Genomic DNA, 1,144 nt, shown 5'->3' with positions numbered 1-1,144 from the left:
ACCGGATTTACCAGGTCACTCCCCCTACACGCTTAAACCGGGACAACCGTCGCCCGGCTAGCCTAGCCTTCTCCGTCCCCCCTTCGCAGTAACACCGAGTACAGGAATATTAACCTGTTTCCCATCGACTACGCCTTTCGGCCTCGCCTTAGGGGTCGACTCACCCTGCCCCGATTAACGTTGGACAGGAACCCTTGGTCTTCCGGCGAGCGGGTTTTTCACCCGCTTTATCGTTACTTATGTCAGCATTCGCACTTCTGATACCTCCAGCAACCCTCACAGGCCACCTTCAACGGCTTACAGAACGCTCCCCTACCCAACAACGCCTAAGCGTCGCTGCCGCAGCTTCGGTGCATGGTTTAGCCCCGTTACATCTTCCGCGCAGGCCGACTCGACCAGTGAGCTATTACGCTTTCTTTAAATGATGGCTGCTTCTAAGCCAACATCCTGGCTGTCTATGCCTTCCCACATCGTTTCCCACTTAACCATGACTTTGGGACCTTAGCTGGCGGTCTGGGTTGTTTCCCTCTTCACGACGGACGTTAGCACCCGCCGTGTGTCTCCCGTGATAACATTCTTCGGTATTCGGAGTTTGCATCGGTTTGGTAAGCCGGGATGGCCCCCTAGCCGAAACAGTGCTCTACCCCCGAAGATGAGTTCACGAGGCGCTACCTAAATAGCTTTCGGGGAGAACCAGCTATCTCCCGGTTTGATTGGCCTTTCACCCCCAGCCACAAGTCATCCGCTAATTTTTCAACATTAGTCGGTTCGGTCCTCCAGTTAGTGTTACCCAACCTTCAACCTGCCCATGGCTAGATCACCGGGTTTCGGGTCTATACCTTGCAACTATTCGCCCAGTTAAGACTCGGTTTCCCTACGGCTCCCCTATACGGTTAACCTTGCTACAAAATATAAGTCGCTGACCCATTATACAAAAGGTACGCAGTCACCCAACTAGTAGGCTCCCACTGCTTGTACGTACACGGTTTCAGGTTCTATTTCACTCCCCTCGCCGGGGTTCTTTTCGCCTTTCCCTCACGGTACTGGTTCACTATCGGTCAGTCAGGAGTATTTAGCCTTGGAGGATGGTCCCCCCATATTCAGACAGGATGTCACGTGTCCCGCCCTACTCATCGAACTCACA

General features: G+C 53.5%; 1 rRNA gene. It reads right to left on the bottom strand.

Annotation, left to right across the window (positions count from 1 at the left end):
- Window positions 1-1,144, bottom strand: a 23S ribosomal RNA gene (locus tag M2406_RS26440); the annotation flags it as partial.

Source organism: Serratia sp. BIGb0163, from assembly GCF_024809935.1.
GTDB lineage: Bacteria > Pseudomonadota > Gammaproteobacteria > Enterobacterales > Enterobacteriaceae > Serratia > Serratia quinivorans.
The sequence above is the reverse complement of the archived record's forward strand: the minus strand, read 5'-3'. Positions and strand labels throughout refer to the sequence as shown.